General features: G+C 46.3%; 23 protein-coding genes. 8 read left to right on the top strand and 15 right to left on the bottom strand.

The window, feature by feature from the left end; translation table 11 throughout:
* The first annotated feature begins 290 nt into the window (after window positions 1-290).
* On the top strand, window positions 291-1,022 hold the full coding sequence (locus H6F98_RS21515) for an S-layer homology domain-containing protein (protein WP_313929914.1): 732 nt from the start codon (window positions 291-293) through the stop codon (window positions 1,020-1,022).
* A 118-nt stretch (window positions 1,023-1,140) separates the two neighbouring features.
* Here the strand turns inward: H6F98_RS21515 and H6F98_RS21510 are convergent, their stop codons facing one another.
* From H6F98_RS21510 to xth, 3 genes are all read right to left on the bottom strand, one after another.
* Complete coding sequence (locus H6F98_RS21510) at window positions 1,141-2,067, bottom strand: hypothetical protein (RefSeq protein ID WP_192220758.1); 927 nt, start codon at window positions 2,065-2,067, stop codon at window positions 1,141-1,143.
* 220 nt (window positions 2,068-2,287) lie between these two features.
* Window positions 2,288-3,163: an SDR family oxidoreductase gene (locus H6F98_RS21505; RefSeq protein WP_192220757.1), complete on the bottom strand. Its 876-nt coding sequence runs from the start codon at window positions 3,161-3,163 to the stop codon at window positions 2,288-2,290.
* Between the two features lie 254 nt (window positions 3,164-3,417).
* Complete coding sequence (xth, locus tag H6F98_RS21500) at window positions 3,418-4,206, bottom strand: exodeoxyribonuclease III (protein ID WP_192220756.1); 789 nt, start codon at window positions 4,204-4,206, stop codon at window positions 3,418-3,420.
* Between the two features lie 79 nt (window positions 4,207-4,285).
* On the opposite strand from xth, the gene H6F98_RS21495 reads away from it, so the two are divergent.
* A complete protein-coding gene (locus H6F98_RS21495; protein WP_192220755.1) occupies window positions 4,286-4,612 on the top strand; it encodes a DUF433 domain-containing protein in 327 nt (108 codons plus the stop codon).
* A 3-nt stretch (window positions 4,613-4,615) separates the two neighbouring features.
* On the top strand, window positions 4,616-4,954 hold the full coding sequence (locus H6F98_RS21490; RefSeq protein WP_192220754.1) for a DUF5615 family PIN-like protein: 339 nt from the start codon (window positions 4,616-4,618) through the stop codon (window positions 4,952-4,954).
* Window positions 4,955-5,066: 112 nt separating this feature from the next.
* Here the strand turns inward: H6F98_RS21490 and H6F98_RS21485 are convergent, their stop codons facing one another.
* From H6F98_RS21485 to H6F98_RS21470, 5 genes are all read right to left on the bottom strand, one after another.
* The gene (locus H6F98_RS21485; protein ID WP_192220753.1) at window positions 5,067-8,924 is read right to left on the bottom strand and encodes a CHAT domain-containing protein; all 3,858 of its coding nucleotides are present in this window, start codon (window positions 8,922-8,924) and stop codon (window positions 5,067-5,069) included.
* The gene (locus H6F98_RS32855; RefSeq protein ID WP_199348776.1) at window positions 8,924-9,103 is read right to left on the bottom strand and encodes a hypothetical protein; all 180 of its coding nucleotides are present in this window, start codon (window positions 9,101-9,103) and stop codon (window positions 8,924-8,926) included. Before H6F98_RS32855 ends, H6F98_RS21485 begins: the two co-directional genes overlap by 1 nt.
* A 78-nt stretch (window positions 9,104-9,181) precedes the next feature.
* On the bottom strand, window positions 9,182-9,340 hold the full coding sequence (locus H6F98_RS32850; RefSeq protein ID WP_199348774.1) for a hypothetical protein: 159 nt from the start codon (window positions 9,338-9,340) through the stop codon (window positions 9,182-9,184).
* A gap of 181 nt (window positions 9,341-9,521) precedes the next feature.
* A complete protein-coding gene (locus H6F98_RS21475; RefSeq protein ID WP_242058636.1) occupies window positions 9,522-11,165 on the bottom strand; it encodes an acetolactate synthase large subunit in 1,644 nt (547 codons plus the stop codon).
* Window positions 11,166-11,281: 116 nt separating this feature from the next.
* Window positions 11,282-12,649, bottom strand: coding sequence for an NAD-dependent succinate-semialdehyde dehydrogenase (locus H6F98_RS21470; protein WP_192220751.1), 1,368 nt, complete (start codon window positions 12,647-12,649; stop codon window positions 11,282-11,284).
* A 415-nt stretch (window positions 12,650-13,064) separates the two neighbouring features.
* Here H6F98_RS21470 and H6F98_RS21465 point away from each other — a divergent pair, with 415 nt between their 5' ends.
* Complete coding sequence (locus tag H6F98_RS21465) at window positions 13,065-13,523, top strand: response regulator (RefSeq protein WP_192220750.1); 459 nt, start codon at window positions 13,065-13,067, stop codon at window positions 13,521-13,523.
* Here H6F98_RS21465 and H6F98_RS21460 read toward each other — a convergent pair.
* The gene (locus tag H6F98_RS21460; protein WP_192220749.1) at window positions 13,513-13,914 is read right to left on the bottom strand and encodes a DUF2294 domain-containing protein; all 402 of its coding nucleotides are present in this window, start codon (window positions 13,912-13,914) and stop codon (window positions 13,513-13,515) included. The two genes, H6F98_RS21465 and H6F98_RS21460, sit on opposite strands and share 11 nt — an antisense overlap.
* 499 nt (window positions 13,915-14,413) lie before the next feature.
* Between H6F98_RS21460 and H6F98_RS21455 the strand changes: the two genes are divergently transcribed.
* Both H6F98_RS21455 and lnt read left to right on the top strand, forming a co-directional pair.
* Window positions 14,414-14,821: a response regulator gene (locus H6F98_RS21455; protein ID WP_192220748.1), complete on the top strand. Its 408-nt coding sequence runs from the start codon at window positions 14,414-14,416 to the stop codon at window positions 14,819-14,821.
* Between the two features lie 212 nt (window positions 14,822-15,033).
* Window positions 15,034-16,710: an apolipoprotein N-acyltransferase gene (gene lnt / locus H6F98_RS21450; RefSeq protein ID WP_192220747.1), complete on the top strand. Its 1,677-nt coding sequence runs from the start codon at window positions 15,034-15,036 to the stop codon at window positions 16,708-16,710.
* A gap of 227 nt (window positions 16,711-16,937) precedes the next feature.
* Here the strand turns inward: lnt and H6F98_RS21445 are convergent, their stop codons facing one another.
* Together H6F98_RS21445 and H6F98_RS21440 are read right to left on the bottom strand one after the other, a co-directional pair.
* On the bottom strand, window positions 16,938-17,813 hold the full coding sequence (locus H6F98_RS21445; RefSeq protein ID WP_192220777.1) for an acyl-CoA desaturase: 876 nt from the start codon (window positions 17,811-17,813) through the stop codon (window positions 16,938-16,940).
* A gap of 122 nt (window positions 17,814-17,935) precedes the next feature.
* Complete coding sequence (locus H6F98_RS21440; RefSeq protein ID WP_192220746.1) at window positions 17,936-18,337, bottom strand: fasciclin domain-containing protein; 402 nt, start codon at window positions 18,335-18,337, stop codon at window positions 17,936-17,938.
* Between the two features lie 528 nt (window positions 18,338-18,865).
* Here H6F98_RS21440 and H6F98_RS21435 point away from each other — a divergent pair.
* Window positions 18,866-20,464, top strand: a complete 1,599-nt coding sequence (locus tag H6F98_RS21435) for a hypothetical protein (RefSeq protein ID WP_192220745.1) — start codon at window positions 18,866-18,868, stop codon at window positions 20,462-20,464.
* Window positions 20,465-20,901: 437 nt separating this feature from the next.
* A complete protein-coding gene (locus H6F98_RS21430) occupies window positions 20,902-21,636 on the top strand; it encodes a DUF4388 domain-containing protein (RefSeq protein WP_192220744.1) in 735 nt (244 codons plus the stop codon).
* A 311-nt stretch (window positions 21,637-21,947) separates the two neighbouring features.
* Here the strand turns inward: H6F98_RS21430 and H6F98_RS21425 are convergent, their stop codons facing one another.
* The 4 genes from H6F98_RS21425 to H6F98_RS21410 form a co-directional block, all read right to left on the bottom strand.
* Window positions 21,948-22,292, bottom strand: a complete 345-nt coding sequence (locus H6F98_RS21425; protein WP_192220743.1) for a hypothetical protein — start codon at window positions 22,290-22,292, stop codon at window positions 21,948-21,950.
* Window positions 22,293-22,756: 464 nt separating this feature from the next.
* Window positions 22,757-22,945, bottom strand: a complete 189-nt coding sequence (locus tag H6F98_RS21420; protein ID WP_192220742.1) for a hypothetical protein — start codon at window positions 22,943-22,945, stop codon at window positions 22,757-22,759.
* 145 nt (window positions 22,946-23,090) lie between these two features.
* Complete coding sequence (locus H6F98_RS21415; protein WP_192220741.1) at window positions 23,091-24,794, bottom strand: ABC transporter permease; 1,704 nt, start codon at window positions 24,792-24,794, stop codon at window positions 23,091-23,093.
* A 144-nt stretch (window positions 24,795-24,938) separates the two neighbouring features.
* Window positions 24,939-25,889, bottom strand: coding sequence for an ABC transporter ATP-binding protein (locus tag H6F98_RS21410; protein ID WP_192220740.1), 951 nt, complete (start codon window positions 25,887-25,889; stop codon window positions 24,939-24,941).
* Between the last annotated feature and the right edge of the window lie 172 nt (window positions 25,890-26,061).

Below are 26,061 nucleotides of genomic sequence, written 5' to 3'. Positions count from 1 at the left end.
CGGGTCATATTGATTAAGTTTAGGCAAGAAGTTGTGTTGGGTATTTGAGTGGAAGCGTCGCTTTTAAGATTACTTCCCCATCCTGTGAAAAGAGGCAGGGGGAGAAGTTTCAGCTTCCAAAGTAATCACCGTTGAAGGGAGAGTCGATGACTCAACGACTAGGGTGACCCAGTTGAGTGAGGGCATCTGTGATTGGAGCCACCTACGATCTGGTATGTTGGCATGATTGTCCATCGTTCACCCTTTTTCCTAGGCAAGATGCTTCCTTGCTAAGAAGGCTAGCTGTACAAGTGAACCTCTTGGCTTCTGGTAACGTCAAGATTTCTGTAACACTCGTAGCGCTGCATGAAGCAGCTAGAACAAGTATTATGCGTCGGATTGTTGGCATTCTACCTTTAGTATTTTTGCTGCAAGGTATTCCTGTAGTAGCCCAAGAAACAGCACCCCTTGACCCCATTGAACAAGTAGTGGCAGCTCGATTAATGAGTCCCTATCCAGATGGGAATTTCCGCCCCGAACGGATTCTCAATCGTGCAGAACTCGCATCAATTTTGGTCAAAACCTTTGAGCTAGATAAACGGGCATCTCGAAACAACAGTGGAATCCCACTTCAAGATGTCCCTCCTTCTCACTGGGCATATAACGACATTCAGCTAGTTTTGAAAAATAATGTGATGACTGGCTACCGGGAAGGACGCTTTTTCCCAAATCAACGGGTAACTCGTGCTGAGGCATTTTCGATTTTGGCTCAAGCTTATGGGGTGTTCCAGTTCCCAGAGGAAAGCGTTACAAATCTGCTTTCCCGCTATCCTGATTCAGACAAAATACCCACTTGGGCGAGAAAGTCATTGGCAACAGCACTGTATGAGGGTTTTGTGAATGTCGATGCGGCGACAAACCAGATTAAGCCTCTAGAGCCGATGACTCGTGGAGATATGGCTTACGCTTTGAGTAAGTATCTGGAACGACAGGAATCAACAGCACCAATTCCCTGGCAAGTAGAAGAACCTGCTCCGTTGTAGGGTATTGGTTGTTAGGTAGTGATTGATGGCTAGGATAAGTAGCTTTTTCTGTCCTAACGAAATCTCGACTAGGCAATTTCTAGGCTGGCTGGAGTGGACGACCTCAGAGCTATGAGAATCAATTCACCTGCTTGTTTGACTCTAAAATTGCTGTGACTTTTTGCAATAGTTGGCTCTGCTCTTGGCTGATTTCCTCTATCCTTTGCAAGAGTTGAGCCAACTGTACCTGCTGGTTAGGCGATTCTAGACTTAGAAATTGCTCAGGTTTAGGTAAAACTGGTTGCGAGGTATTAGCTCCCTTCAAACTAATTAACTTACTACTACCTCTGAACAAGAACTGACCAAGTAGAAAGGGTGATTTCAGAACTAGCAACCAAACTTTCTCTATTGATTGAGCGAGTAGTTTGAGAAGTCCCCGCAACAGGAAAACTACAAGTAGCACTATCCCCAAGGTTTGCAGGGGATGGCTAATTGCCCAAGAGATGACTGGATGAGCCGCCAGCCAATTGTGAATCATCTTACTCAGTTGAACTTGAATAGCATCAGCAACGCCACCTGTTAGAGTCTCGGTTTCTTGAACCATTTCATTGATAGAAGCTTTTGCTTGCTCAGTGGTTTCGGAAAGGGAGTTGAGCGACTGCTGTGTCGCTTGCGTAACCTGGTTCACTGCTTGCCCAGTTGCCTCGTTAAGACTGACTTTGGCTTTTTCAGCCGTTTCTGCAACTGTACCAACCGCTCTCTGTGCTGACTCTTTGACAGTGCTTACTGCCTTTGAAGCTGTTTCGCTTAGCACTCCTGTTGCCTGCTCAGCCGTCTGAGTGACTGAGCCAATTGCCTGCTCTGTTACTTGCGTAACCTGGTTTACTGCTACCCCAGTTGTTTGGGTGAGAGTCTCTTTAGCATTGTCAGCCGCTTCAGCAACTGTGCCAACCGCTTTATTGATAGTTTCAGTTAAAAAATCCTTAATTCCTTTGGAACCTTGGGATACTCCTGTTGGTAGGCTGAATTCTGGAAACAACTTGTTACTTCCTGCTTCACTTGTCATGATGTCTTCACTGTTAAAATTCAGAGAGTTTAGGGTATTAACTAAGCTGAGTAAACCTCAAAAAGCTTACTTATAGGATTCCCTTGATTCCTTCTGAACTAACAGTTTTGATGCTCTAATTGCTTAGAGCCTCAGTTGCACTCTTGTGAAAAAAGCAATAGCCGAATCCTCAGCTCAACGATTTTGCGTAAGCTGCCTAATACCGTCTTGTTGGTTGATATTAATCCCCTAGATAGCGCCTCACGAAGCTCTCTAAAGATTCCAGCTTCAAATTGTAAATTAACTCTAAATTAGTAATCTCACTTTTGGTGCAGAAAAATTCATTCGCTAGCAAAGTTCGGAAGGTACCAAGACCTTTTCGAGCTTGGGGATTTACAAAACCGATCGCATTTCGTATCCCATCCAACACTAACAAAGGTGGGTTGATTATAATCGGCTCTCGATTAAATATTCTGCCAAAGATGCGAGGAATATCTTCACGCTTCAGAATATCTGGCCCCCCTACCGGAAAGATTTGATTGCGTGCCCCTTCAACGGTGACAGAATCAACAGCAATCTGCGCCAAGTCATCAGTGCTAACAATTGATGTCCGGTTCTTGGGGTCGCCATTGAGTAGATAAATCCCAGTTTGCCGAAATTGTTCTGCGAGTGGGATAAGATTTGATGCTAATCCAGAAGGACGTAGAATAGTGTAGTTCAGACCACTTGCTTCCAGGTACTTTTCTACTGCCCGTTTTGCTTTGAAGACTGGGGCATCCTCATACCCTCTATCTGCTCCTAGCACGGAGATAAAGACAAAGTGCTGGACACCTTGCTCTTTTGCTTGGTCAATTAGTTCAATGTTGGCTCGGTAGTCTAAGGATTGAGCATCAATTCCAGAACCATGGGTGCTAATGATGTACTGCACACCTTTACAGGCTTTCTGGATATCTTTGTCCTGCCGTAAGTCACCGATAAATATCTCGGCACCTCGTTGCTCCAATTCTCCATAGCGAGAAGTCAATCGGACAAACGCCCGTACAGGTTGTTCCCGCTCCCTTAGTAACCGCACGACGCGGCGTCCAATTCCTCCTGTTGCTCCAGTAACTAAATACATCGTTCAATCTTTGTCCTAAAAATAGGTGTTAGGTGGTAGGGAAGAGGGATTTTCACGTCCCTTGGCGGTTTCAACTGTTACCAAACAATTCGGATATAGCAGTTCTCAGTTACGCGCGTGTACATCAAAAAACCTAACCCCCAACCCCTTCCCTTCAAGGGAAGGGGAGTAAGAATCAAAGCCTCTCTCAAGAGTAGGAGAGAGGTCAGAGTGTATCTCATCTAATCGAGAAGGGCTATAAATTATTAAGATTGTTAGCTAAATTCAACAATCACGGGTGTGTGGTCGCTAGGTTTCTCTAGCTTTCTGGGCGCTACATCGATCTTACAACTTGTGCAACGTTCATAGAGGTTGGCAGTGAGGTAGTGATGGTCAATGCGCCACCCTAAATTGCGGCTGAAGGCGCGGGTACGATAGTCCCACCAGCTAAAGTGACCACCTTCGGAGGTAAATTTGCGAAAAGCATCGGCTAACCCTAAGTCTAAGACTATCTGTAAGGCTTGGCGTTCAGTAGGGGAAGCCATAATCTGATTTGCCTTGCCTTTGGGGTCGTAAATGTCCCTATCTTCTAGGGCAATGTTGAAATCTCCACAGATGCACAGGGCATTAGGCTGCTTTACTAAAAGGGCTTGGATGTACTCGCGCAGCACAGCAAGCCAACGAAGTTTGTACTCGTATTTTTCGCTACCGACTGCTGCACCGTTGGGAACGTAGAGATTGACAATGCGAACGTTGCCGACGATTCCAGCAATAACCCGCTTTTGTTCATCTAAATCTCCTATATCGGTACCCACCACAGGTGCAAAGCCGATGCTGATGTCTTCTACTGCCGTCCGGCTGAGGATAGCAACACCGTTGTAAGATTTTTGCCCAGCAATGTAGAGATGATAGCCCAGTGACTCAAAAGGCGATCGCGGAAAATCAGCATCCACGACTTTGGTTTCTTGCAGACAAAGAACATCAACATTCGTTTCTTGTAGCCAATCCACGACATGAGTAAGGCGAGAGCGAATTGAGTTGACGTTCCACGTAGCAATTTTCATGAGGCTGATGATTAGGTTGAGATAGAATGCGATCGCTAAAATTTAAAACAGATATCCCTTTCCAACAATTGCCATCCTCATGACACTCCAAGAACTAGAGGCACAGCTACTTGCCTTGACTCCAGCAGAGAAAGCTCAGGCAATTCAAATATTAGCCCAAAGTTTAGCGAACACTTGGCAGGGAATTAGAAAGACTCCAGGAGTGATGGGTGGTGATGCTTGTATTAGACAAACTCGGATTCCAGTGTGGTTGATGGTGAGTTATCGTCAGCAAGGGGCGAGTGATGCCCATATCCTACAGGGTCATCCAGATCTTAGTGTTCAAGATTTAGCCAATGCTTGGGCTTATGCTCAGGCATTTCCTGACGAAATTGAAGCCGCCATCAAAAAGCATAACGAGGCGTAACTGATGGCGCGTCTGTATGCTGATGAACAGTTTCCCAGAGAAGTTGTGGAATTACTGCGCCCTTTAGGGCATGATATCCTGACAGTTCAGGAAGCGGGGAATGCTAACCAAGGGATACCCGATGAGCAGGTGCTAGCTTTTGCGGTGAGCAATGAACGGGCAGTTTTGACACTCAATCGGTTTGATTTTATTCGGCTGCACAGAACGCAACCTGACCACGCTGGTATCGTTGTTTGCAAAGAAGACCAAGATTGGGAAAGGCTGGCTATACGAATTAATGAGGCAATATCTACTGCTGAACCCTTAACAGGCAAACTAATTCGAGTCAATCGTCCGTCTTAGACTCAGCAATACCGCGCAGGATGGCGAGGAGTTACCTTGGCTTCCTGTTAACTGTTATGTGAGATTTCGTTGGCGAGAAATAAACAGTCAATTCCTCTCTTCCTCGCTATCCCTACCCCTCCAAAAACGGCTTCAGCGTCTCAGGGTCAGCAATACCGCGCAGGATAGCATTGATAATCTCAGCTTCTCTATAATTCAATGCCTCGCACAGCATCTCCTCATCTCGCTCACCGTCTAATAAGCGATGGATGGCAACCCCACAATTACCCGAACCATGTTCCGCCATTTCTTCTAGAAGGGGTTCTAGCTTTTCCTTCTCTTCTGCATCATCCACTGCGACAACCACCGCTACAATCAACTGCCCAAATTTCCGCAACTCATACTGCACCCCCCTTGACCTTGTCTGCCGCGACAGGCGACGATATTCTTTAGCTTGGGTGGTGTTGTTCTGCTTGTCGGCAATCACTGCCAAAAGTCCATAGGTTTTCCAAATTTCAGCCGCAGCAGGGTCTAAGGTTTTGCTGATACCTAAGGCTTCCTCCGCCAATAGCCGTGCGTCTTGCAGGCGGTTTGGTTGGGTTTGTAGGAGGTTAGCGAGGTTGCCGAGTGAAATTGTTACTTGCAACCAATCTTCCATAGATTTGCCGCTTTCAATCGCCTTGCGATACCAAGCCTCTGCCTCTTCAGGTTTCCCAGCAGACAGAGTGACTTGAGCTAAGTTATTCCAAGTTCCTGCAATACAGTACCGACTTCCTTTGGATTCCTTAATGCGTGCTGATTCTCTGTATGCCTGTTCTGCTGCATCCCACTGCTCGGCTATTGCGTACATTCCACCCAATCTATGCCAAATCTCTGCTTCCATTTCTGGTTCATGCAGTTGCTGGAAAGTAGTTAGTGCTTTCTGGTTGCGTTGCACTGCTTCTGGTAGACTGCCTTGGAACAGGGCTAGGAGACCTAGATTATATTCAACTAGAGCTATCCCACGCTCATTCTTTTGTTCTTTGAAAATGACTAATGATGCCTCATAATTGAGCCGTGCCTCAGCATAATCCCCGATATTCCTAAGTACATTAGCCAATTCAAACTGCAAACCTGCCACTATTGGCTTCACCTCTTCACCAGATGCCGACAACTGTGCCGCTTGTGCCAACCCCTGACGCAAGTAGGCTGCTGCCTGCGCTGCTTGACCTTGTTCCTTCAAGCACCGCCCCAGTTTGGATATAGTCTCACAACGCTCAAGACTTGGTTGCTCACCCAACCCTGATAGTATCTCAATAAATACCTGTGCCGCTTCTTGATGGCGACCTGAAATGTATAGTTGGTCGCCTCGATTGGTAGTGGTAATCAACCAGTTTTGGGAACCCACTTCCACTTGACCAACTGCTTGTTCAACCCATTGGTTCAGCGCGACGCGATTACGGTTAAATCTAAATATATCGAGCAACGGGTTTAAACCGAGAACAAACTCCACTGCCCATTCCTCACCTGCATCCAACGCCCCGTAGACCGCATACAGTAAATTAGGCAATTCTCGCTGGGCAATGGCACGGGTTTGATGAGGATGTTTACTATCTTCCGCATACAAACGAGCCGACAGCAGAAAATACACTTGCCGATGACGGGCAAGCAGTTCAGCCTGTTCGTCCGATGACAGACGCCACCGGAGGGCAGGGGCTAGGGTGGGGTGAAATTTGAGATAAGGCTCAACGATACCAGGCAAGTGTTCGGGCTGAATCAAACCCGTAGTTTCCAAAGCAGGACGAAGGATCTGCCACTGTTCCTCAGAAAATCTAGTAATCGTCAGCAATATGTTTTCACCAGCCCCACCCTGAAACACCCCCAACCGAGGCAACAATGCCTGCGCCTCACCATCCAACCTTTCCAACGACAAATTCAACGAAACCAACAAGGGATTATCCGGCGTTTCGGCAATCAACGCCTCCAACCGTTGCCCCAACTCTGCTGGACGGCGGTCTTTCAACTGCCTCGCCAACAAGCCAATCGACAGGGGATGAAACGCCACCAGCTTAAACAATTCCAACAACACGTTTCGTTTGGGCAAGCCGAATTGCGGTGCAGGCGGCAACTTCATCAAACTCTGGAAATACGCCAGCGCATCTTCTTTGCCCAACCCCCCCAATGGCAACGACAGATGTCTCAAACTCCCCTCGGTGGGATAATCGGGATGGGCAAAATCCAGCATCCGAGTCGTCAGCAACACCCGACAATCCCCCACTTCAGACCACTGTTTCGCCACATCCAACAATTCCCGCAACGGGTGTGGCTGCAATGCTTCCAAATTATCCAAAATCAGCAGCGTCGGCATTTCCCGCAACGCCTGACTCGCCGCCGACTCATCCATTAAACTCTTATCCAACACCGTCGCCAGGGTACTGACTGCCAACGCCACCGCATCCACACCCTGAAACGCGGCATAATCCACAAAAGACACCTTCTGAAACATCCCAGTCCGGTACAACCACCGTCCTGCTTCCTGTACCAAATAGGTCTTCCCCTGACCTCCAAACCCCGACACGGTAATCCGGCGCGTCCCTTGCACGAATGCCCGTTCAATCAGCCACAACTCCCGACTCCGCCCAAAAAACCCTGCTTCCTGTAACGGAGGCAAATTCCCCCAGGATGACCTCTCCCCCAACCCCTCTCCTGCAAGGAGAGGGGAGTAAGAGTCAGAGTCTTTCTCCCGCTTCCCTCGTTCTTCCTCCCCCCTTCCCTGCGAGGGAAGGGGGGCTGGGGGGGTTAGGTCATTCCTCAACAACGGCGTATCCTTACCCGCTTGATACAGCGCTGGTAAAAACCAGTCATACAACTTCATCGTGATTCGTTTATCACCCCGTTGCCTTTCGCCCCGTTCCCGGTTCAGATACAAATCCCGCCGCGCATTATCCAACGCCTCTCCGATACCTTCACCCGACACCAGACGCTGATAAAATTTGGCAAACAATTGACGGGCAGTTATCACCAATACCGAATGAGTCATCGCCAACACCGCCGGAATTCCCGCATGGGTCAACCTTGCCGCCACACAACCCATTGCTTCTTCTCCACCCATCGCCGCCGACTGACAAGCAGACAGTACAATCAATCCAACTTTCTGGCGGTTCAGCATATCCCCCAAGGTTTCAGCGCTAATCAGCGCTAATTTGCCCTGTTTATCCTCAAACAAGAGATAACCCGTATTGCCAACCTTCTCATTACCCCCTTTCGTTGCTGCCACCGGATCGCTGAGTTTCGCCCGTTCGTGCCACTGCCCATCGGAGTCAAACACGCCATGCCCATCAAAATGCACGATATCCACAGGCGGTTTGCGCCGATCTTCCAACCGCGCCACCAAATTATCCAAGGTTGCTGGACGCAAAAACTCTACCTCAACCCGTCCTGCTGCTTCTTGTTGAATGGCATCCAAAACCGCCTGCGCTTCCCCACGCGGGTCAATAAACCCTGCATCACTCGGACGACTCACCACAAACAGCAACCGCAAACAGTCTTTTACTTCAACCTTAAACGGTCTGCGTCCACCCCCCGCCCCTGCCAAACGGCGACGAATGGAGATTCGGGGATTCTCATGGACTAAAAACGTGCCTTCCGGGTCGCGCAATAATTCCCAAGGAAGCGATAAAATCCCTGGATGACTAGCACCAATCGTCAGCAAGCGTCCTGGCTCATCTTCATCTTGGAAATCATAAAACAGTCGCTGGGCAGCACGATTTTTAAAAACGGCGTTAAATAAATCTGTGCCCCATTGCGGCAGCTTATCAGCTATCTTTTTTGCCCGGTCATCGTCAACATCAGTGGTATATCGCGTTGCATAAACTTCCAAATACCATTGAATGTCTTTTTGGTCTTCTTCATTGATTGGCAAGGCAAACTCAAGTGTGTCAGTCTCTACATCATCAAATTTGACAATAACTTGATTAGTTGAGGGGAAACGCAGATTTAATTCTACCGTCACTAAGAATAATCCTCACAAAAAGCCTTGACTCCAATATGAATCACAACCACAGCAACGGCAACAACTAGAAGTTCCAGCCCAGCCCCCGAAAATCCCATTGCTACTAACAAAACTCCAAACTTGTCTATAACATCTTTATTATTGAGGTCAGCCCACTTTTTCCACTGAATATTTAGCAACCCCTCTTCTTCACATAAATCACTTTTAGCAGCACGTCCGAATTTTCTGAGAAAGCTTTTGGGCTTTTCTTTAGTAATTTATTCAATAGCTTGACTCTGCTTAATAGGCAATGAATTAGGCTGTTCAGACTCGTCTGATTTCATGCTTGAATCCGATTCTGCATTCAGTTCCCGCAGTTGGCTGTCGATTTCAGCAGATAAAGTGCTAATTTGTTCCGCTGTAAAAAGATTAGTCACGAGCTGTTCTCTCCAGTTGTTTACGTTTTATTCTAGATCTATGCTATGGCTTCCCAATCTCCCTATGGCTGAAAGTCACAGCTATACAAACAAAGTCCGCGCAGGCGGACTCAATAAAAAGGGGTATTTTTAGTCATTAGTCTGCAAACTAATAACTAACAACCAATAACCAATAACCAACCTACATCTTGCAACTTAAATCCCCAGCTTTCTGCGTAAAGCGGAGGTTTTCGGCATAGTCCACTGGACAATCAATTACTGTCGGGACATCTTGAGCGAGTGCTGTTTTCAGAGTGGGAATCAAATCAGCGGCGGAAGTTACACGGTAGCCTTTTAATCCCATACTTTCGGCAAATTTGACAAAATCCGGATTGCCAAATTTAATGAACGCTGATTCACCTACGCCAAAGTGATTTTGTTGCTTCCACTCAATCAAACCATAGCCACCGTCATTAAAAATTAAGGTGACGAATGGGGTTCCTACCCGCAATGCTGTTTCGAGTTCCTGACAATTCATCATGAAGCCCCCATCACCCGTAACAGCAACAACGTTTCGCTCAGGATGAACCAGTTTTGCTGCTATTGCTCCTGGTAGCGCAATGCCCATTGCGGCAAAGCCATTGGAGATAATACAGGTATTCGGACGCTCTCCATGATAATGACGGGCTATCCACATCTTGTGAGCGCCAACATCAGAAATTATGATGTCCTCAGGTCCCATGACCTGCCGCAAGTCATAAATTAGTTTTTGTGGCTTAATCGGAAAGCCTTCATCGTTGGCATAGTATTCGTAGTCTTCCCGGATTTCCCCTCGTAATTCAACAGCAGATGGTGTTGGTTTGCCTTGACGATCTGCCTGCTTCATTATTTCACTGAGCGAGTCAGAAATATCACCGACCACTTCCACCAAGGGAATATAACTACTATCAATCTCTGCGGGTTCTGCTCCGATATGAATTATCGGAATATTTCCTTGGGGGTTCCACTTTTTCGGTGAATATTCAATTAAGTCATAACCAACCGCGATGATCAAATCGGCTTGGTCAAAAGCACAATTGATATGGTCGCGCTGTTGCAGTCCTACCGTCCACAGCGCTAGAGGATGAGTGTAGGGAATGACACCTTTCCCCATAAAGGTATTCACAACGGGAATATTCATCCGAGTTGCAAACTCCGTCAGTTCCTCACCAGCACCCGCACGAATTGCCCCATTTCCTACCAGGATTAAGGGGTTTTTTGCTTTGGAAATCGCAACAGCGGCTTTGCCTAAACTACGGAAAGAGGCATAGGTCTTTTCTCTGCTATCTTTAGTGAGCGGTTCGCCAATTACGGGCATTGCCGCAATATTTTCTGGCAAATCAATGTGAACTGCTCCCGGTTTTTCGCTTTGAGCGATTTTAAACGCTTTCCGAACAATTTCTGTTGTATTACTAGGACGAACAATTTGAGCGTTCCACTTTGTTACGGGTGCAAACATTGCCACCAAATCTAAGTATTGGTGCGATTCAATGTGCATCCTGTCTGTTCCAACCTGACCCGTAATTGCCACTAGTGGTGCCCCATCCAGGTTGGCATCAGCAACGCCAGTCATTAAGTTAGTCGCGCCTGGGCCCAATGTCGAAAGGCATACTCCTGCCTTACCTGTTAAGCGTCCATACAAATCTGCCATGAAGGCTGCGCCTTGTTCATGACGGGTTGTAATGAATTGAATGGAAGAATGTCTAAGCGCTTCTAGGACATGCAGGTTCTCTTCCCCAGGCAATCCAAAAACATACTCCACACCTTCGTTTTCTAGGCAATGCACCAACAGTTCTGCTGTGTTCATTTCGCCCATTATTAATCTCCCTGAATATTTATTTGTTTCGCTGCCAAAGGCATCTTTGGGGCTAGCTAGTATCTCAACCCTAGCCCCAATTTCAATTCCTCGCAAAGCAGCCTCTATTACTTCACCCAGACTGTTTTGATGTTGACAAATTCATGGATGCCCTGAATCCCTAACTCTCGCCCATATCCAGAACGCTTGGTTCCGCCGAAAGGTAGACGCGGATCAGACTTAACTAAACCATTGATAAAGACTGCCCCGGCTTCGAGTTCATCAATTAAGCGATGTGCTTGCTGTTCATCGGTTGTCCAGGCACTCGCGCCTAATCCAAAAAGTGTTGAATTGGCGAGTTCAATCGCTGCATCAATGTCCTTAACTCTAAACAGGAGTGCTACGGGACCAAAGAACTCCTCTTGGTCTGCTGGGGTTCCTGGTGGGAAGTCTGCCAAAATTGTGGGTGGGTAGAAGTTACCAGGGCGATCGCTTAATCGCTGTCCGCCAATCAGAACTTTTGACCCTTTTTCGATACACTCTTGCACTTGCTTATCCAAGTCTTCGAGGATGTCAGGAGTTGCTAATGGGCCCACATCCGTGTTCTCATCCATTGGGTCGCCGACTTTCAGAGTCTGGAATTTCTCAAGGAAGCGTCGCTCAAATTCATCAGCTATCGACTCTTCGAGAATAAACCGTTTTGCCCCAATACAGGATTGACCATTATTGAGTAACCGCGCAGTCACAGCCGTTGCAACGGCTGCCTCTATATCAGCGCTTTCTAGGACAATAAAGGGGTCACTTCCCCCTAGTTCTAAGACAGTTTTCTTAATTTGCTTACCTGCTGCTGCCGCTAGACTGGCACCCGCAAACTCACTCCCTGTTAAGGTTGCGGCTTTAACCCGTTCATCATTAATAATTGCTTCAACTTGGCTGGCACCGATGAGTAATGTTTGAAACGCTCCCTCTGGAAATCCGGCTTCTGTAATCACGTCCTCGATCGCCAACGCGCATTGCGGTACGTTAGAAGAGTGCTTCAGCAAACCCACATTTCCCGCCATTAAAGCAGGGGCTGCAAAGCGGAACACCTGCCAAAAGGGAAAATTCCACGGCATGACGGCGAGAACCGCTCCAAGTGGTTGGTAACGCACAAAGCTTTGGCTGGCATCAGTGCCGACACTCACATCAGCGAGAAACTCTGCGGCATGTTCAGCGTAGTAGCGGCAAACTAAGGCGCACTTCTGGACTTCTGCGATCGCACTTTTAATGGTTTTACCCATTTCTGTGGTCATGATCTCACCGAAGTGAACCTGATCACGCTCTAAAATATCAGCCGCTTTGTAGAGCCATGCCGCTCTTTGGCTCATTGGTGTTTTACGATATTGCTCGAATGTCTGTTGCGACAGTGCTAACTTAGCTTCAATTAATTCTGTGCTAAGTGGTTCAAATGTTTTTAGTGTTTCCCCGGTTGCTGGGTTAATCGTGGCGATACCCATTGCCTCGCTCTCCACTCCCAAAGTATATGGGACTAACCTTGCTCTCCCAGTCTACTGTGCATACAACATTCAAAGCCTTAGATTATGTAGATTGCTTTACAGATGCTCTCACAAAACTCACACCGTCAAGGTTGTTACAAGTTCTGTAAAATAGGCTTCAGCAAATACTTTTGCAAAGGTAGCAATTCTTAAACAATTCTTTATTTTGTTATAGATTTGCACTACAATGACGAATGCAAAGGCAGCCCTGCTAGCTTGAAGAGGTTTTTCCTTAAACCCAAAGCAAAGACTTGACGACCTGGCGGATTGACTACGAACCAGCCAATAACAAGCGCCGTACAGCCGCTTGAAGAGTGCCTCGTCCACTCTTAGGGTAAGAGGAACGTGACCGTCGTAGGAGTTCCCTGAGGGTAGGATGGGTAATTTGGAATTTTCCCCTTTTTATGAGCAAAAGCTTCTCAGTGTTGTTGGCACTCAACTTTCCAGCGCCACACAACAGTTAGTTTTGGTCGTTGACGATGACGAAGACAATTTGCTGCTTTTAGCTTACGCACTAGAGCCGCTTGGTTGCATTGTGGTAACTGCGACTGATGGGATGAGAGGGCTTTTACTTGCTCAAACGTATCAACCCGATTTAATTCTGCTGGATGTCCTCATGCCTTACATGGATGGCATTGAGGTTGTAACTCAGCTTCGGAAAGACAGCATTACTAAGTTGATTCCTGTGATTGCGGTTACAGCTTTAGCGCTCAAAGAAGACCAAGAGCGTCTTCTAAAAGCAGGCTTCAATGATTACATTATCAAGCCTTACATGATAGAAGATATTGAAGCCACAGTTCAGCGCCATCTCTGCCAAAAGGTCGCTATTTCTTAATTTTAGGAATCGCCTCAGGATTACGAACTTCTGGAGTGATATCCAAGACAGCAATGATGCCAGTACGCCCCGTTTCCAGTGTGGCATCGCTCAGAAGATCTAGGACACCAACACTCAGGACTTCCTCTATCAGCGCTTTTAGCTGAGGTTGGATTGCCTTATCCAAGTCTGAGCGAACTTTTTGAGCTAACTCAACTTGACCTGTGTTCGCTAACAATTGCTCAGGCGGCGTAATTGAGTCTTCGACAATAACTGCCAGCTTCTCATCAAAGAGTTGACAGGTTACCTTACTAGGCTGATGTCCTAACTGCTCACGGTATAAACCCTGGAGCCGTTGAGAAAGCAAACGTTCTAGCTGCCCTCGCGTAGGCTTTGAAGACTCGTGGTTCATACAAGGGGTTGCTTAAAAAGACTAAAACAATCTAAAGGCATATTTTAAAATTATTCAACAATTTGTGCGTAACTGCTCTGGGCTGTAGAAAATCGTCGAACATTTTCTGGCGATTTTCTACGAGAGTGCTTGTCGCCTCCCTAAGACTTATCTGCTGCTGGCAAAGGATGAGAGTTTTCATTCGTCCTTGCTTCACACTTGATTGTTAGTGAGGTAACAAGCTAAATTAATGGAATTTCATGCTTTTGGGATATAAACTCAGCAATTAGCTGACTTCTGCCACAAACTTTATATTTTTGTCGATTTAAAGTAAGATATGTCTTCAGACAGGGATTGAGTTAATAAACCTCAATAAACTCCATCAACTTAGAATCAGCACAGATTAAATACAAGCCAGTCCATACAAAGCGCCATACTGCCGCTTGATGAATGCCTTGTCCATTTTCCTGTTGAGGATTGTCTCGCTTTGTTTACGACTTCCCAGGAGCAGAACTTGGATATGGAACGTCCCATCAGCAGTACTGATCAGTCTGCTGCTCAACAGCAATTAGTTTTGGTTGTCGATGACAATGAAGACAATTTGTTACTTCTTTCCTTCTTGATTGAGCAACTTGGTTGCACGATTATCACGGCTGCGGATGGTCAAACGGCTCTAGACTTAGCGCAACATCAGACACCGTCTCTCATCTTGCTGGATATGATGTTACCCGATTTAGACGGCATGGAAGTTGTCCATCGCCTCCGGGAAAACTCTCTAACCGTAAATATTCCAGTGATTGCGGTGACGGCGATGGCAAGAGTAGAAGATCGAGAGCGTATTTTATCGGCAGGCTGCAATGAGTATGTCAGTAAGCCTTATGTTGTTGATGAGCTTGAGGTGCTGCTTCGTCGTTACCTGAGTTGTTGAGTCCAGTTAGGATATTGCTTGTTGGCTAACGTTCTTAAGACTAGACCTAAAGAATTCCTTCCGAATTCGTGAAGACTTTCTTAAACTAAGGGTGTCAGTCAATGCGCCTATTGTCTCAACCGATAACTTCGGTTAGGGACAAGCCCCACCCATAAACGGATGGGGCTGTTGACGGAAGAATCAAGAATGGGGTCTCCAGGCGGGAAAACCTAATGAAAATCTCACAGCGACTTTGGCAGGTGTGCCTCTTACTTTTGTCAGTATTCGGTGGCATCCTGATGGGGCTGACACCAGCACCTGTAGAGGCTTGGCCTTTAGCTTGGATTGCTCTAGTTCCCTTATGGTTTGCCGTAGCTAATGGTCAGAAGCTTCGCCAATGTGCTTTGTACGGTTTGCTTTGGGGCATTGGCTACCATGGGTTGGCGTTGTTTTGGATTACTGGCGTTCACCCGATGGATTGGATGGGGGTGCCGTGGCTTGCTAGTATTGCGATCGCACTTTTTTGCTGGATATTTATTACCCTCTGGGGCGCTGCCTTGGTTGCAATCTGGGCAGGTTTTCTATTTTGGCTCAATCAAAAATCTAAGCTTTTAGCTGTGATTCGAGTACTCATCGGGACAGCACTCTGGTGTAGCTTAGAGGCTCTTTGGAGTTCGGGTTCCTTGTGGTGGAGTTCTCTATCCTATACTCAAAGCCCTCACAATCTAATAATTTTGCACTTGGGTCAATTGTCTGGCCCGACAACGGTGACAGCAGCAATTGTTGCTGTAAATGGTTTAATTTCTGAAGCTTGGATTAGCTACCAGCACAGCAGAGAACAAGGGCGAGAACGAGTAAGCCAAAAGGGAAACAAGAGAGAGATTTTTTACCAATCTCTAGGCAAGTCAGCAACTCCATCACCCCATCACCCCATCACCTCATCGCCCTATCGCCCCATCACCTACATAAGCATGGCACTAGGGCTATTGATTCTCTTGCACCTCATTGGCTTCAGTCTGTACAGTCGCCCATTAGTTCAAGCACCCCAAGCTGCACTGAAAGTAGGGATTATTCAAGGCAATATTCCCAACAGAATTAAGCTATTTCCGGCTGGTTGGCGTCGAGCAATTGAAGGATATACAACTGGCTATGAGGCTTTGGCAGCAGAAGGTGTTGATGCAGTTCTAACTCCTGAGACGGCTTTGCCTTTCTCATGGATTGAGCAGGTTCGCACTCAAAGTTCCTTCTATTCAGCGATTTTGGATCAGGGTGTTCTTGCCTGGGTAGGAGGCTTTGGAGAAGAGGGACGTAGCATTACCAATAGCTTGTTTACTGTTAGAGGCACAGGTGAGACAGTTAGCCGCTACGACAAGGTGAAGTTGGTGCCTTTGGGAGAATATATTCCGTTTGAGCAATTTTTGGGAGGTCTGGTTAACCGACTTTCTCCTTTAGATGCTCATCTCGTTGCGGGTAAGCCAGCCCAAATCTTTGAGACTCCTTTTGGTAGGGCAATTGTCGGTATTTGTTATGAGTCAGCGTTTGCAAAGCATTTCCGACGTCAGGCGGCGGCTGGTGGTCAGTTTATTCTTACTGCCTCAAACAATGCCCACTACAGTGAAACAATGCCAGCCCAGCATCATGCCCAGGATGTGATGCGGGCAATTGAAACAGATAGGTGGGCAGTTCGAGCAACGAATACTGGTTATTCTGGCATTGTTGACCCCCATGGCAGAACCCTATGGATTTCTGGAATTAATACCTATGAAATCCATGCACATACAGTTTATCGGCGGCAAACGCAGACTTTATATGTGCGTTGGGGAGATTGGCTAACGCCAGTTTTGTTGGGGTGTGCTGGATTATCGTGGTTTGTTTTTAGCCGTAGATATAGGCGTGTTAGTGGAGATTGATTTCTTGTTTTAAGAACAGCTTAGAAAATAGACCTCGTTCAGGCAAGAGGATATCTAGGGAGTAAAAAAGCTCTCGTAGCGGTAGGCTATCGATAGTGTTTAGGTACAATCAATCCCGTTCGGCTTTATTAAACCTTTGGCTTCCTGGCTCAGTGGACAGGGAACAGCCTTTTCTCCTGACCAATCTGTGAAAGTCTCGTCATTCTGATAATGCCGAGAAGTTTGCATCAGCAAGCGCCATGCCTCTCCTCTTTAGCGCGATTAATAAGTTCTGTTTCAGACGGCATTCTAATCTTTGATGCTAGATTAAAAAATTCAAACAGTTTGATCAACCAAAATGTTGGATCTGGCAAATAAGCAACCTTACCTGCTCGCAAGGTTATACCGTGTCGGGCTGATGATTGAAATGCATGATGCAGATTATGCCAGCCTTCACCCAAAGTCAGAACTGCAACGAACCAGTTGTTTCGACTATAATCATTAGTGCTAAACGGTTGTTCACCAACGGTGTGGGTCAGTGAGTTAACCGTTGCGACCCCGTGAAAGAGCAGGGTTGTGCTGAGGAAAAAAGCACTGAGATAGTCTACTCCACCCATAAGGTAGGAGATTGCACCCAGCGCAATGGTGGGAATGAAGTGCAATCGATCAACCATCCTCAAAACGACATCATTTTCAACATCAGCGGGCAACTTTGCGGGTAAAAAGTGTGAGGATAACAGCCATCCAGCTTGAGACCACCAAAAGCCTTTGATCCCTTTAAACGGTCGATACGGCGAATGCGGGTCGTGTTCCTGGTCGGCAAATTGATGATGCTTTGTATGATGAGCTTTCCACCAACTGGGTCCCATTTGTCCAGCGGCGGCAGCGACGATGCTACCAATCCATAGCACTAGCGCTGAAGCTTGATAGCTTCTATGTGTCAGCAACCGGTGGTAAATGCTAGTAATGGCAAACATTCGGATGACATATAGTAACACTGCCCAAGCGATCGCCCCCCAGGATAAGCCAGTGAAAATCACGAGTAGTGCACCAACATGGCTCACTACGATCAAGGTAGGACCGATGATGTAAGAAATAACGGTGAGTTGAGAGTACGGCTTCATTAAGCGTTTAATTTCCTCAGAGGATGTCTGAGAAGTGAGAAAGCTCATGTAACTAGACAACTATGGGGCAGCAACTATATGCAGTTGCTGCCCCACAGATAGTGTTCTATTTAAGTGTTTGCTTATGCAGGAAGCAACACTGTGTCAATGATGTGAATAACGCCGTTATCAGTAGCAACATCCGGCGTTGTAACTGTAGAATCATTCACCTTGACACCGTTGGAAGCGTCAATTTTCACATCTGAACCTTCAACCGTAGTAGCTGACTTCAGCTTCACCACGTCTGCCGCCATTACCTTACCTGAAACAACGTGATAGGTCAGGATTTTCTTAAGTTTTGGAATGTCCTTGAGCAAGGCATCTACTGTGCCATCAGGAAGCTTTGCAAACGCTTCATCAGTGGGCGCAAATACGGTGAAAGGACCAGTACCTTTGAGGGTGTCTACTAAACCAGCAGCTTTGACAGCAGCAACTAGGGTGCTGAATGAACCAGCATTAACAGCAGTATCAACAATATCAGGCATGTAATTAACCTAGTTTTGTGTGTCTATTAAGAATTATAAACTATTTTCTAAGGATTGTGTTGAGCTACTCAACTCTGAGCAATAAAAATACGGTGACATCTATCATACATAGGCATACGCATTTTGAACCTTAAAAGGAGTTTAATTAAAGGATAAGACTTGAGATTTGGGTTGTGTACTGAGTTGCCTAGTAAAAAAAAATACCAAGAGCAGACAAACGATTACAACCTTAGTCGCCGTATAGTTTTTAATCTATTTAATATTACTTAATATAATTTGTGTATTTAACTGTACTCTAAAAAGAGTAGTTAAAGAAAAAAGCGATCGCATCCTCCCATCAACGTAGAAAATGCGATCGCTCAACAACTTGTCTCAGTTTGTGTCTAAGTCCCACTAAGACCTTTAGTGAAGTGCAAAGGTCTCCAGAACAAAATTGTTCCTGTGGAGAGAGCAATTTAAGAGAGCTAATAGTGTAGTTTGTTTCCAACTAATACGGACTTACCCCTCACTGCTCCCGCATTACGCACTATGTCACAGCCTACTCTTGAGGAACTTGCTAAACGAGGAGATACTAACGCGATCGCAACTTTACTCAATCGCTCTTTTGAACCTAAAGGCGCGACGGCGAAAGCGGCTATCAAAAATGATGGCTTGAATATCATCATTGAAGCCGTCGAAACTCCCAATAAAAAGGAGACAGTCGCCCTGATCCGTGATGTAATTACCCGCTTACAACTGGAACGAGTCGAGACAGTGAATGTGTATGGGCGTCAACCGGGTGATGATATTCCCGATTGGCATCAAACTTTTGTAGTGGTTGATGTCTCAGCGACGCTGAATAAGGGTAAATCTTCAACAGAAGAACCATTTTCATTTTTCTCCTTTGCCAAAATGATTGGCGGGATTGGTGAATCTATTAGCCACACCACATCTCAGGCGGGGAAAGTAGTGGTGGAGACAGCCGCAGGTGTAGGTGAGGTTGTTGGTAATACAACGTTAGGGACAGGCAAAGTATTGGTCGATACCGCGACTGGCGTAGGTAAGGCAGTCAGTGATACTGTCTTTCACACCGGAAAAGCGGTAGTGGAGACAGCATCGGGAGTAGGAGGTGCGATCGCAGGTGTTGGTGGGGCAATTGGCAATAATGCGTCCCAAGCAGGTAAAGCCGCTGTCAAAACAGCAGTAGGAGTTGGCGGAAGTGCAGCAAAGCACAGTTACCAAGTCCTCAGCCAAATCACAGAATTTGTCGCGGGTACTCCGATTCTGCGAAAAGTCGTCGATCAGGTTGATTTGGTGAAAGCGGAGACAGCGGTTAAGAAGATAAAGCAAAAGTATCCCAATGAAACGCCACGACAACTCGCACACCGCTTTATGGTGGAGAAAGCGATTTATGCCGGGAGTAGCGGATTGTTCACGAGTTTGGTACCAGGGGCAGCCGCTGCATTGTTTGTTGTTGATTTAACCGCAACCTCTGCACTACAGGCGGAAATGGTGTATCAAATTGCAGCCGCTTATGGGCTTGACATTCGCGACCCAGCACGTAAAGGTGAAGTCTTAACGGTTTTTGGTCTAGCTCTGGGTGGAAACAGGCTGATAAAGGTAGGTTTAGAGTTATTGCAAAATACGCCTGTAGCTGGTGCGGTGATTGGGGCAAGTTCCAATGCAGTGATGCTATATACAGTAGGTTATGCGGCTTGCCGCTTTTATGAAGCGAGGCTGAATTCAGAAGCGACAGAGGAAACCTTAGCCGCTTCCAAGGAGGCGAGTCAAGACTACTTAAAAGGTGCGATCGCACAGCAAATCATCATGGATCAGATTTTGGTTCATGTCATCTGTGCTGAGAATCCAGAAAAATCCTGGGAAGACATTTTGCCAGAATTAGAAGCACTGAACATTAGTCCTGCCTCATTAGCGGTGATTAAAGCGAACATCAAATCTCCGCCACCATTGGATCAACTTCTTGCTCAACTCAACCGTGATTTTGCCATGCCACTCTTAGCCCAATGTGAGCGAGTTGTTCAACAGGATGGGACGACGACACCAGAAGAAGCAAAGATCATCGAAAAGATTTCTCAGAAGTTCCAGATTGACTTAAACACGATGAAAGAACAACTGGTAGCAAAATAGCTTACTAAATTTATAGCAGAAAGCCGTCAGCTATCAGCTATCAGCTTTTTGGTTTTCCTAGCTCTGCTCTTGTTTCACACACCTCCCGCTGTACCTCATCTCTCTAGGAAACTGCTTATAGCTACTCTTCACTCTCATTATGCAAACATTCTGTAGCAAATCCTTGCAAGGCGTTGCTCAATGAGATAATGCTTTTGGTAAATTTTGAATTGGTTAGAGGAAAAGCGATCGCTTTTTCCTTACCACTTCCAACTCAAGCCTCCAATTGCCTGTAACTGTGGCTTTAGCCAACCTTCGTCTTATATAAGGCTAAAAGCCTACAAGCTTTACATCTACTTAAACTATTTATTCCTGCTTCTCCCACTTCCCAATTTCGCGCCAAGAAGACACTCTGTAGCTTGAGACTTACGCAACAATTTCAAGACGAAAGTATCACTATGTCAATTACAGGTTCACTCTCAGACTTTTCCTTACAAGAAATTTTTCAGTTTCTTGAGAACGGGAAGAAAACGGGTTTACTAACACTTCGTACCTTGCCGGAATCCCCAACGACACTGATATCATTTCATTACATCTGGGTATCTCAAGGGAACCTTGTTGCAGCAGCTAACCAGTTAAATCACAACGGATTAGTTTCACTGATTACTCAATACCAGTGGGTGAGTAACCGAGCCGTTACTAAACTAGCTCAGTTTTCTCCTCCCAATCAACCACTAGGTTTATATCTAAAAAATCAAGGTGTCCTGCAAATGGCACAACTCGAACACCTATTTCAAATGCAAGTTGTGCAAGAACTATGTCCTTTATTTCAAGCGAACGATGCTCTATTTAAATTTGACCAAAATGTGCCACTACCGATGCAAGAAATGACTGGATTGAGTGTATCTGGAGTGGCTTTAGAGTTGATGCTGCAAAAACTCGTTTGGTTACAAAAAGTTTTTAAGGCAAGAGAGCAACTGCGAGAAAGGAGTGGATTAGGGAGCGCTCATGAAAAGTATTGTTGCCAGCTTAGCTTAATTCTTGATACTGCCTTTTTTCACTCATTGAATTTCTCCTTGTTTGATATTAGCGCTGGATTCGCTAAGCTCTCTCACGTTCTTGAATTATGCGATCGCCCTTATGATTTACCTAAAGGTAGAGAGGTGCAAACAGTATGTTGTGCCGGAAGATAAATTCCTATGGCTAATCTGAAAAATAGGCAATACTTGAGGAATAACTTCTAAAAGGATTGAAGGCGATCGTGCTCTAAAACAGCCGCAACCTTCTATAGAACCCATTTGAGAGCTATTCCTGAAACTAAAAGCCTTGCAGCTAGCTGGTTTTATCCCTGTTCTTGCAAAAAACAGTCTTGTTAAGCAAGCTCTATCATTGATCGCAAAGTAACGGCTTACTTCAAAGCCAAGCACCCCAGCAAAAGATGTCAAATGGGTTCTATACAAGAGGGCAATCGAATTTGGCTGAACTACGAGCTAAGTTACAAATTTTATAGATTGATCGTCAGGATTTTTTTCTTGCTTTTTTTGTCGCTCAACACGACTGTATTGTAGGGTGATGTATCCGTTCCCAGCGGAATTGGCAGCCTAAAACTGGGGCTTTTATGATCGAGTTCGCCTAAATCAATGCTTTTCGTTATATCGCCATCTGTTGCCAGATAAGCGGTAAGTTCGCCTTTATAATCTTCAATTAAAAAGTCTCTAAAGGAAACGGCTTCCCCACCCTCAGGATCTATACCAAGGAGGACCGTACCGCTGAAAGTTGCGCCTTTTCGTTCTTCATCAACTGTTGCCATTATGATTTCCGAGGGGTCTTGACCGGACATATCTGCCATAAACTTTTTCCTGGGCGAATTCTCAACAATTGAAAATGATTTTACAAGAGCGCTATGGGCGATCGCAAAACTCTCAGGACGTATTTCTGCATCGGTCTTGCAAATGTATAGCCAAGTTACTTCGGGTTTAACGCCTAATTGGAAGATTGAGTAGGGATGAGTAGAGGCTGAAAGCGATCGCGAAGCGTTGCTGCTCTTCAGATCGCATCGCAGAAACCTGATAGAGGGAGACGTTGAGAAGTTTCCGGATTCTGTTCTAGCAACCTACGAGAGCCACGGGAAGGGGTAGGCAGGAACACCAAGGTCAATTGCTTGTAGGTCATTTTCAAGGGGTCAGGAAGCGATCTCCAATCCTTGAGCCAGTTGTCCAGGACAAACAGGACTGTCCTGAAGACAGTCGTCGGGAGCTTCGCGGCCGCGATCGCCCTTCCGGTCAAATGCTAGTCACCACAAGAGAGGTTTAGTCACCACGGGTCGCGGCGGCGGCGGATTCCTTGGGATGTCCATGCCGAAGAGAAGTCACCTGGTTTTATCCCTGTTCTTGCAAAAAACAGTCTTGTTAAGCAGGCTCTATCATTGATCGCAAAGTAACGGCTTACTTCAAAGCCAAGCACCCCAGCAAAAGATGTCAAATGGGTTCTATACAGTTTCACGTTCTGATGATGTGGAATTAGGAAGAGACTAACATTCGTGGCTACTGCTATATAAAAAACCGCCCATAGCTCAAAATGGGCGGTAGGAGGTTAGATATCAAGTTACCAAGAGCAAGAAGAGTTACCTGGAACGCACACACTCTTTTTACTTAAGTGCCAGTGGAGAACGTCCGGAGAGCAAGGCTTTCGTTGTAGACTCACCCGCTTCTCGTAGCTGTCGCGTTAGCTGTAGACTCAAAAGCCCCAGCATTAGCGACTGCCCGATGACGGCCAGAAAGACACTGATTCCACTAACAGTCTCCAAACCGATCCAAGGGACAGCGGAAAACATCCACAAGCCAGGGTTTGTGGTTGGTGTCATTGATAGTATGCTCAAAACTATTGGTGGTAAGACAATTAAGCTAGCTACGCTTGTCGCGGCTAAAGGTGCCCGCTTCGATGTTTTCATGAACAGCATGATTTGAGCAACGGCAGCGTAGACGGAGATTAGAGTTACTGTTACCAGCAGCCCCCAAATTGCGAAAGTCTTGTACTCATTAATCGGCCATAGCGCCATCCAAGCAAGCAAACTTACAGAAGCGATCAATAAGTTCAACATCACAGCAAAGATAGCAGGGCTTTTTTCACCCCAAACTAAATCAGCAACAATGCCTCCTTTGCGGGAAGAACGCTTTTGATGACGGTAACGTGCCCAATCCTGCATCGCTTGACGGTGTGGACTTAGCGCTGCAATTAGACCTAAAAACAGCAGCAGGTTGAATACCAGCACCATTTGATAATTATCAAATAGACCTTTTGAAAGTGGTCTCCATTCTGAAATTTGAGGATTCAGAGCAAATCCAAGCAGCACGACTTCAAAGCAAGCCGTCAGCCAGTAGCTTTGTTGTTTACCCAAAAGAGTAGCGCTGGGGTTATGGAAGCAACGTTTAAGCCCTTGCCACACCCAGAACGTCCACAACCCGTAGTTGAGTACCATACAAGCTGCCAGACTCCAAAAACTCGCCCCAATTGGCAGATGAAACATCTGTAGTTCTCTGAACCCTCCAGTAGGGGAGCTATTAGCAGCATCTAGAGAATAGGAATCAATCAGGTACGGTACCAATATTGTGGGATTAAATAGATTCAGCCAGTCTAATGGGTTGTGTATGACGACATTGCCACCAACCCTAGCCATGCCGAACACGAACAGCAGCAAGACACCACTACCTAACCAAGCTTGGAAACCTCCTAACCAGGTACCCACTAAACCAAATAGCAGGGCTGCACTGTAAAACAACAAGCAACTAGCCGCCAGGACACCGTAAAATGCCAAAACCTGAGTGAGAGGAATTTGACCCAACAACCCAGCGACAAAATGTAACGGCAAAGCTAAACCACTCACCAAATAGAGCAGAATCGGTACTCCCAGAAGCTTGCCTGTTAAGATGCTGCGACTAGACTGAGGGGCAAGACGCAGAAAGTTCAGCGTACCTCGTTGTTCTTCTTTCGAGAGGTCACTGATTAGCATATAAGTGCCGACCACTAGTAAGGCAAAGATAGCGGTGATACTTAGTGAGGCAAATACGTCTGTCCACCACAGCGACCAGTTAATCACAAAACCACCCAAACCGTCAGCAACGCAGGTAGGAGCAGCATACTCTCGTACGACGTTAGTGCAGAAGCGGTTTTGAACTACATTTTTACCATTAGCAACGGGTAGCTGAGCTGAGAACACCATCAGCAATAGTAGTTGACCCAAGAGTGAGATGGTAACGGCAATCAGGATGTTGCGAGGCTTGAGCCGTCCTTTGAGTTCTCTAAACCATTGGGGATTCCACTCACCCACTTGGTTAACAAAATTCACAACCATGTATTTTTAGTCTCCGTATGTAGAAGCGATACTAGCTTTGAACCTGAATAAGTTAGGAGTTGCCTCAAAATCACGAGAGGACACGCTTACGGTTCCGGGCATAACTCAAAATTTTGAGCAGGTAAGGTTGCCTGATCCAATACATCAAGATGCCTGCTGATGACCCAGCTTGAGAAAAATTGTTTCCAAGTCTTCCTGGGTGCAATGGAACTCTGTTAGAGGAATCCCAGCAGAAATGAGCGATCGCAATAATCTAGCACAATCCTCTTTCTCTCCTTTAAAGTCAATTCGCACCCGTCCCGCTTCTGGTAATCTCTCACAGTTTTCGACTAAGGGATTCTTTTTGAGTTCCGCTTGTAGAGCATCTAGCTTACCCAGTGCTGACAAGAAAATTTGCTGACGACCGAGACGCTGATACAACTCATCTAACGAGGCACTTTCTACTAAATAGCCGAGTTCCATAATGCCGACAGCCGTACAGAGTTCAGCTAAATCGCTGAGGACGTGTGACGAAATCAAAATCGTCATCCCCGCTTCCTGCAACGTCTTAATAATTTCACGAAACTGCATCCGTGCGATCGGGTCAAGTCCAGACACGGGTTCGTCCAACAGCAGCAGAATTGGCTCATGAATAATCGTGCGAGCAAGGCTAAGGCGCTGTTTCATCCCTCGTGAGAGAGTAGAAATCATGCTGTTGCGCTTATTCGTGAGTTGTACCAGTTCCAAGACTTCGTGTAGGCGTTGGCGGCGTTGCTTGTGCCGTAAGCAGTAGAGTCGCCCAAAATAATCCAGGTAGTCCCAGACGGTTAAGTCATCATAAAGTGGGTAGTCATCAGGGAGATAACCCAAGCGCCGCTTCAGGGTTGGATTGCTATCATCCCGTAAAAGGCGATCGCCATTAATATAAATTTCGCCTGTTGTTGGTTCCTCCGCTGCTGCCAACATCCGAATTAAAGAGGTTTTACCTGCACCGTTTGGGCCAATCAATCCGTAAACGGTACCCGCCTCTACCTGTAAATCAACGTCATTGACAGCGATATGACGATCAAACTGCTTAGTGAGTCCGTGAGTAGAAATTGCCAGTTCTTTTGCCATGAGTGTTTTTGGGGCGAGACAATTGGTTAATGCCTAAAGCTGAAAGCAGCTTTCCGTGTGTACCTGCTCTAGCTAAAAAGAGCAGCTTGTAAGTGTCAGTCTTAATAGACCTTTTGCATAAATCCTGCAATGCCCCTTCGCATCCCCCTTTTGGGAGACTTTAAATTCAAGT

Source organism: Microcoleus sp. FACHB-SPT15 (genome assembly GCF_014849525.1).
GTDB lineage: Bacteria > Cyanobacteriota > Cyanobacteriia > Cyanobacteriales > Coleofasciculaceae > Symplocastrum > Symplocastrum torsivum.
Note: the sequence above shows the minus strand (reverse complement) of the source record. Positions and strands in the feature narration are given on the sequence as shown.